The sequence below is a fragment of the Streptococcus mitis genome (assembly GCF_009496155.1).
In the GTDB taxonomy this organism is placed as follows: domain Bacteria; phylum Bacillota; class Bacilli; order Lactobacillales; family Streptococcaceae; genus Streptococcus; species Streptococcus mitis_BQ.
This window is the reverse complement of record NZ_WIJP01000028.1, coordinates 1-7,782: the sequence shown is the minus strand read 5'-3', so window position 1 is coordinate 7,782 and position 7,782 is coordinate 1. Positions and strand designations below refer to the sequence as shown.

The following is a 7,782-nucleotide window of genomic DNA, read 5'->3' as shown; positions in this document are numbered from 1 at the left end:
TGCTAGATATCATTTTCACTCCAGATCAAGAATCAGAACAACTAAAAACAGAAGCAACTTATAGAGAAGAAACTTTGGACGACACATTAAAGGAAGCTAAAAATCAACTTCATAAGGAACAATTGGAGAAGAATTTAGAGAGATTTAGGAAAAATAATAAATAATGCACCAAAAATGGTGCGTTTATTTTTTTAAATGTTATAATGGTATTATCAAATGAAAGGAGTTTCCCATGATTGGAAAAAACATAAAATCCTTACGTAAAACACATGACTTGACCCAACCCGAATTTGCCCGAATTATAGGAATTTCTCGAAATAGCTTGAGTCGGTATGAAAATGGAACTAGTTCAGTCTCTACGGAACTAATAGATATCATATGCCAGAAGTTTAATGTATCTTATGTCGATATTGTAGGAGAGGATAAAATGCTCAATCCTGTTGAAGATTATGAATTGACTTTAAAAATTGAAATTGTGAAAGAAAGAGGTGCTAATCTATTATCTCGACTTTATCGTTATCAAGATAGTCAGGGAATTGGTATTGATGATGAATCTAATCCTTGGATTTTAATGAGTGATGATCTATCTAACTTGATTCATACGAATATCTATTTAGCAGAAACTTTTGATGAAATAGAGAGATATAGCGGTTATTTGGATGGAATTGAACGTATGTTAGAGATATCTGAAAAACGGATGGTAGCTTAATGAAAATCCAAGATTATAGTGATAGCGAATTCAAACATGCTTTAGCTCGGAACGTTCGCTCATTGACAAGAGGAAAAAAGTCCAGTAAGCAACCTATAGCGATTTTACTTGGAGGGCAAAGTGGTGCTGGTAAGACTACAATTCATCGTATTAAACAGAAAGAATTTCAAGGAAATATTGTTATCATTGATGGAGATAGTTTTCGATCTCAGCATCCACACTATTTAGAGCTTCAGCAAGAATATGGCAAAGATAGTGTTGAATACACCAAAGATTTTGCAGGTAAAATGGTAGAGTCTTTAGTAACAGAATTGAGTCATTTGGGATACAATCTTTTGATAGAGGGAACTTTACGAACTATTGATGTTCCAAAGAAAACAGCACAACTCTTGAAAAGTAGGGGATATGAAATACAATTAGCCTTGATTGCGACAAAGCCTAAGCTGTCCTATCTGAGCACCCTTATCCGATACGAAGAACTGTACGCTATTAACCCAAATCAAGCACGCGCAACTCCAAAAGAACATCATGATTTCATTGTAAATCATCTAGTTGATAATACACGACAATTGGAAGAACTAGCTATCTTTGAAAGAATTCAAATTTACCAACGAGATAGAGGTTGTGTATATGATGCAAAAGAAAATACAACTTCAGCGGCAGATGTTCTTCAAGAGTTACTGTTTGGGGAGTGGAGTCAAGTAGAGAAGGATATGCTTAAATCTGGAGAAGAAAGATTGAAAGATTTAACTAATTGAAATGGTTGTTAGATCTTGAGTTTTAAAATATAGTCTATTTAGGATTTAAAAAGTCTTTAAAATCAGAAAAACGCATAGTATCAGGTGTTGAAAGCTTGATATTATGCGTTTTCTTGTGGGAAGATTACTCCAGTTTCTTCAGGAATTGTTTTTGACAAAACTTTTTTTGTTATATTTTAGGATATTTTAAGATTGTATTTTAGAAAAACAATTACAGAAGTGCCTAATACGAAATATAGTATAAATGTTGGTTCAAAGTGAAGTGTTGTATGCTTTTGTTAAGTATAAAATCTATTAATTAAGGTTGAACTACAAAAATTAATTTAAGATGAAGTGAACTGTAGACTTTGGAAATGTCTCTTACTCGATTTCAGAATGAATTACTGATACGGGATTAAAAGAACTAAGTATTTCTTTTTGTTTTGAATGAGATACATGAGTATAGATTTGTGTGATTGATATAGAACTATGTCCAAGAATTTGTTGAATGTATCGAATATCTACATCATTATCTAGAAGCATTGTTGCAAAGCTATGTCTAAACATATGTGGTGTAATAGTTCTAGATAAGCTGTTTTGTTCAACTATTCTCTTTAAAATTAAACGTACACTTTGCTCTGACAATGGTTTAAGTGAATGTTTCCCTGGAAACAAGAAATCATTGGATTCATTTCTTGTTTTATTTATATATGTTTCTAATAAATTGAATGTTTTTTGATCTCCTAAAAATAGGATACGTTCTTTCTTACCCTTTCCTATAATATGGAGTGTCTTATTGGAAAGATTAATATCTTTGAGATGAATGTGGCAAAGTTCAGAAATTCTGATGCCTGTTGAAAGTAACAGTGAAATAATCAGTAGATTTCTTTCAGCGTGTTGTTTTTGATAATCAGTTTTAGATAGAACTATTCTCTGCTCTAAATATGAAAAAATACTTTTCAAAATGTCATACGGAATCGTTTTAGGCAATACTTTTTCATTTCTAAATTGAAAGCGCAATTGATTGAAGGGATTCTCTTCAATTATGTTCTGGTATTTTAGATAGTTATAAAACACCTTCATACAAGCGATTTTTCTTCTTAATGTATTCGTTTTTATGTTAGATTGTGTCAACTGTTCTATATAGGCTTCGACATTATCATAGTCTGATTTATAGAATTGCATAAGATCATTCTTATAAGCGCGAATCGTGTGTGAACTCAAACGCTTATGAGTTTTGCAATAATCTAAGTAAGTAGAAATAAGTTTATAATCCATAAAAATCTCCTTTATCAATAATCATGCTATTATAAACCTATTTGAGTGCTTTGTATAGTGATAATAAATTGTTATCGGTAGGAGATGTCAGTGTATAAAATTAATAAATTTGAAGGTGAAATCTATCAGAAGTTAAATAAAATTCTTGATTCATATAACCAAGAACAGAATAGCCTAATAAATCTTGCTGCATGTATTAGCTATCCATTCACCGAAGTATTAGAGATTCAAAGTTTTCCTCTCGCTACTCTGCCAACAGAGGGAGCTGTTGAAAAACGCTTTTTTCCTCATTGTACTTCATTGGATAATATTGAAATATATTCAGAAAAATTATGTCTTCAACTTTTTGATTTAAATCCTGGCGATTATAGAGTTAATGTACAACCACATTCAGGAACTCAGGCTAACCAAATAGTCTATAATTGTGTTTTAGAAAGTGACGATTATATTTTATCGTTATCTCCAAAAGACGGAGGACATATTTCACACACTTATACAGGCAAAGGTACTGTAAAATATTATCACTTAGATCATAACTTAAATATTGATTATATCGAATTAAAGGAATTATTAGATAAATATAAACCTAAATTGATTATTATTGGAGCTTCATCGTATGGAAATGAATTTAATTATCAACAAATTTATGAAATTATAAAAGAGGTTAGCCCCAATACCCTCATTTTAGCGGATATTTGCCATAGTGTTTTATATATTATGGCAAAGTTACATCAGTCGATTTTCCCATATGTGGATTTCGTTACTTTTACCATGGATAAATGTTTACGTGGGCCTCAAGGAGGGGTACTACTGTATCGTTCTATATTTGAAGAAAAAATAACTAATTCAATTTTTCCTAGAACACAGGGAGGTCCTACACAAAATGCATTATTTGCGAAATGTATCTGCTTAATCAAATTATTATCAATAGATATTCAAGATTATGCACAACAGGTTATAAAAAATACTTTATTGTTTATAAAACAATTAAGTAAAGAGGGGGTTGATGTTGTTTATAAAAGCTCAAAGACTCATATAATTTTAGTTAATCTACTGAATCTAAACTTGAGTGGTAAGGATGCAGAGAATTTACTTTTTCAACATAAAATATTAGTTAACCGAAATCAAATTCCAAATGATACATACGGACCAATGACGACTTCAGGAATAAGATTAGGAACAATCGGAATAACAAATTTGTCCTATACAGATGATGATATTAAAAAATTAGCTAAACTAGTAGCTAATTTATTAAAATATAAACAATATGATTATTCCATATATTTAGATCTCATTCGCAAGTACCATGAACAAATTAATATCTCCAATTAGGAGAAAGACCGATACAGAAATTATATTCTTTGTAAGGAATCAACAGATAGTATTTAGTGAGTCCGTCTTGATAATCATCAATATAAGTTTTTTCACAAACAAAAGGAATATCATCAAATTGTTGTAAATTGTATACTATTTGAAATTTATACCAAGGATCGTCTATGAGTGGAATTTCTTCTTCAAAGTTTCTTAGTGAATTTTGAAATTCTGTAAAAGAGATTCTTTCAGAAATCAATTCAATAATTAATTTGTTTAACTTGAGCATCCTAATATCTAAGGTCAAAGCTTTAGGGCATTCTTGAAGTGATTTATTTATAAATTTCAGAGATTGTTGATAATTTTTATTCATCAAAAAAATAATTGATTTATTACAATATGGCTCAAAAATTTCATTTGAATTAAATTTTTTTAGTATTTTTGTGGCCTTATTTAGATTCTCTAAAGCTATATCATATTCTCCGTCCCATATATTAACAACACCTAAATTATTATATACTGTTGCAACAGGTATTTGATATTCATTACGTTGAAAATAGTCCAATGCTAGTTTGAGATTTTCGGTAGCTTCTTTAGTTGGGAAATAATGAGCAGAATTTCGTAAAATAATATAATAGAAGTCGTCTTTTTCTACAGAGTTCATGCTTTCATTAAGGAGTTTAATTGCCGCTCGATCTTTACCTAAATGACCATAAGCATTTAGCTTGTAGAGTAATGTTCCAGAGCAATTTTCTAACTTTTCCAGTGATTTTAGCGCCTCCTCAAATTCATATTTTTGAATTTGAAATCTAGGATAGTATAGCTGTAAATCTTTTGAATAATTATCTTTTTGAAGACTGTTTAAAATAGCCAAACCTCCATTAAAATCAGAAATCCACTGGTATGAGTTCAATATATAATGTAAGTATTTTTCGGGTAATAATTCTATTAAATGAAGTATCTTCTTACTCAAAGATACAATGTAAAAATATGAATTTTTCCTGTATTCGATTTCAAGTAACTGTTTGATATATTCTACATTTTGCCGTAACTCTTCAATATTACATATATTTATTAAGCAGTGAATTAAATAAGCCAACTCGCCACCAACTCCTATAGATAGGATAGTTTGCTCTAAATATATTTTTAGATTGTTAGTTACTAATTGAAGATCAGAAGCATTTGTGTGATTTAAAATACCATTTACAATTGATTCGTGTGAAATTTTGATTTTATCATTTGTATCTCCATTAATATATACAAAACCTGCATCAATAAGGGATTTTAGAGAATCAGCTACTTCAGTATTTTCGTCTAATATAGATTTAATGTAGTTAAAAACTATATCTTTTCTCATACCAGCAGGAAAAATCGATGATATGATAAGTATATTTTTTTGAATATCTGGAAGTTTGTCATATATATCAGAAATATTAAATAATTCTGAATTTGGATTATCAATAAGTCTGTTAATAATTAATTCAATATCTTTATAATTACCTTGTGTTATCTGCCAGATTTGATTCAATTTGATATCATCAAGTAAAGCAATCTTATTTCTTATTAGTAATTTACACTCATCCTCAGTAAGATACGATAAATTTAATACAGCAGGAGTATAATTGTCCAATGTATCTAGTTTATCAATCGATTTTAACTTATCATTTGTTCGGTTTATAATAGTTAAAGAGATTCCGCTTTGAAGTGTATTAAAGTCATCTTCAAATTTTATTTTTATATCTTCAGATAAAAATTGATAATTATCAATAATAATATTAAGACGGATTTTTTTTGAAACATGACTGAAATATCTTAAATATAAATCATTATCAAATATTCCCTCCTTTATTTCATCAATAACTTCTTCCCAAGGATAATCAATTACTTTTTTGTAAGTTGTATCGAACGCAATAAACGATCTGATTAACCTAAAACTATGTTTCAGAGTTAGATTTGTTAGTTTTTGTTTTCTTAAATAATTTGAAAACGAATATTTTTGAGGTATTGATAAGCATAGATTTCTTCTGAATTGCGTTGGGACATACGCTCCTTTTAGTAGATTTTCAAAAAATTTATTACTTTCAAACCCATCATTTATAACATCAATGTAGAGAATAAAGGTTTCTTTATCATGACTGTAAACTTGTTGACAAACCTCTTTGATTAACTCGGTTTTACCACTACCACTTAAACCATTAATAATATATAAACTATTTTTATCATTACTGGCAAATTTAAAATGCTGTTTTAATTCTTCTATTTCAGTATCGCGACCGTAAAACATAAAACATCTCCTACCGATAACAATTTATTATCATTAGTATACCATAAATTCATCTTTAGTAGATTGATTTGTATAATGATTTTTTTAGTTAAAATTAAATAGCAAACTATGATATTGATCAACGAGAGCTTAAAACACGATTTTTAAATCATATCTAATACTTTTGATTTAATTACAAACTTGAAACAATGGGGTATTTGTATAGGTTGAAGGAAATAAGTACAAATTTATTAGAAGATCAAGATTTCATAGAATTAGCACGAAAAATTTCAATTTTAGAATTGTATTCTCTAATGATTTTGAATCGAGCTTTTTTATTATAGTCAATTGAAACAAGAAAAAGACAAAAGAGCCTCGAAAAAAGTATTGCAACTTGGTAATACTTTTTTCGAGGTGTTTTTTGATATGAGCCTATGTTTTCTTAATAGGATGGTACTCAGGTGAGTAGGGAGGAAGAAGTAAAAGTTTATGCCCAAACTCTTCACACAAGAGTTCTAGCTTACCCATTCTATGGAATCTTGCATTATCCATAATAATAACTGATGGTGTATTTAATGTTGGTAAGAGAAACTTCTGAAACCATGCTTCAAAAAAGTCGCTCGTCATTGTTTCTTCGTAAGTCATTGGAGCGATTAACTCACCACTTGTTAGCCCTGCAACCAAAGAAATCCTCTGATATCTTCTTCCAGATACTTTACTTCTTATTAACTGACCTTTTAAAGAGCGACCATATTCTCTATAAAAAATAAGTATCGAATCCTGTTTCATCAATATAAACAGGTGCTAAGTGCTTTAAACTATTAAAATTTTTCAGAAATAAGGCTACTTTTTCTGGGTCTTGTTCATAGTAGGTGTGGTTCTTTTTTTCGAGTGTACCCCATAGCTTTGAGAGCATAGTGAATGGTAGTTGAGTGATATCCGAATTCAGAGGCTATCTCAGTCAAATAGGCGTCTGGATTGTCAGTAAGATAGTTTTTAAGTCTAGCTCTATCAACCTTTCTTGGTTTTGTTCCTTTTACTTGATGGTTTAGCTCTCCTGTTTTCTCTCTTAGCTTTAACCAGCCATAAATGGTATTACGTGAGATTTGGAAAACGTGTGATGCTTCTGTTATACTACCTGTTCGCTCACAATAGGCGAGAACTTTTTTACGAAAATCTATTGAATATGCCGTAAGAATATTATACTACATTGTGTACTATTTTTGATTCAGTTTGCTATATATGACTCTCAGTTTGTCTCTCTCCGCTAGTGCGAGACGAAAAAAACACCCACTATGTGGGAGCCCACTGAAAAAGTCATCAACTTGATGGCTTTTTTTGTTATACTAGAGATGAAGTGAAATCATGCTTGATAATCAGTTAACTATGGATGTCAGTCCTTATTCTAGTTTGTATAATATCGTTGTTCCTAAACCCCACTTTTTACGTCAGCTAACTGAACTCTGTGATTTTAGCTTTATTTA

5 protein-coding genes and 1 pseudogene are annotated in these 7,782 nt (G+C 30.0%); 3 read left to right on the top strand and 3 right to left on the bottom strand.

The genetic code is table 11. The features are described 5' to 3' along the window. Nucleotides 1–232: 232 nt before the first annotated feature. On the top strand, nt 233–709 hold the full coding sequence (gene pezA / locus GEZ84_RS10375) for a type II toxin-antitoxin system antitoxin PezA (RefSeq protein ID WP_153224475.1): 477 nt from the start codon (nt 233–235) through the stop codon (nt 707–709). Further along, complete coding sequence (pezT, locus tag GEZ84_RS10370; protein WP_153224474.1) at nt 709–1,467, top strand: type II toxin-antitoxin system toxin PezT; 759 nt, start codon at nt 709–711, stop codon at nt 1,465–1,467. Before pezA ends, pezT begins: the two co-directional genes overlap by 1 nt. 360 nt (nt 1,468–1,827) lie before the next feature. Here the strand turns inward: pezT and GEZ84_RS10365 are convergent, their stop codons facing one another. Beyond that, the gene (locus GEZ84_RS10365; RefSeq protein WP_033607229.1) at nt 1,828–2,724 is read right to left on the bottom strand and encodes a tyrosine-type recombinase/integrase; all 897 of its coding nucleotides are present in this window, start codon (nt 2,722–2,724) and stop codon (nt 1,828–1,830) included. Nucleotides 2,725–2,814: 90 nt separating this feature from the next. Here GEZ84_RS10365 and GEZ84_RS10360 point away from each other — a divergent pair, with 90 nt between their 5' ends. Continuing rightward, nucleotides 2,815–4,056 (top strand): aminotransferase class I/II-fold pyridoxal phosphate-dependent enzyme, encoded by a 1,242-nt coding sequence (locus GEZ84_RS10360; RefSeq protein ID WP_033607230.1) that lies wholly within the window; start codon nt 2,815–2,817, stop codon nt 4,054–4,056. On the opposite strand, the gene GEZ84_RS10355 is transcribed toward GEZ84_RS10360, so the two are convergent. Both GEZ84_RS10355 and GEZ84_RS10350 read right to left on the bottom strand, forming a co-directional pair. Beyond that, nucleotides 4,040–6,319: a tetratricopeptide repeat protein gene (locus tag GEZ84_RS10355; RefSeq protein ID WP_033607231.1), complete on the bottom strand. Its 2,280-nt coding sequence runs from the start codon at nt 6,317–6,319 to the stop codon at nt 4,040–4,042. The two genes, GEZ84_RS10360 and GEZ84_RS10355, sit on opposite strands and share 17 nt — an antisense overlap. A 323-nt stretch (nt 6,320–6,642) precedes the next feature. Next, nucleotides 6,643–7,497: pseudogene (locus GEZ84_RS10350) on the bottom strand (IS630 family transposase). Between the last annotated feature and the right edge of the window lie 285 nt (nt 7,498–7,782).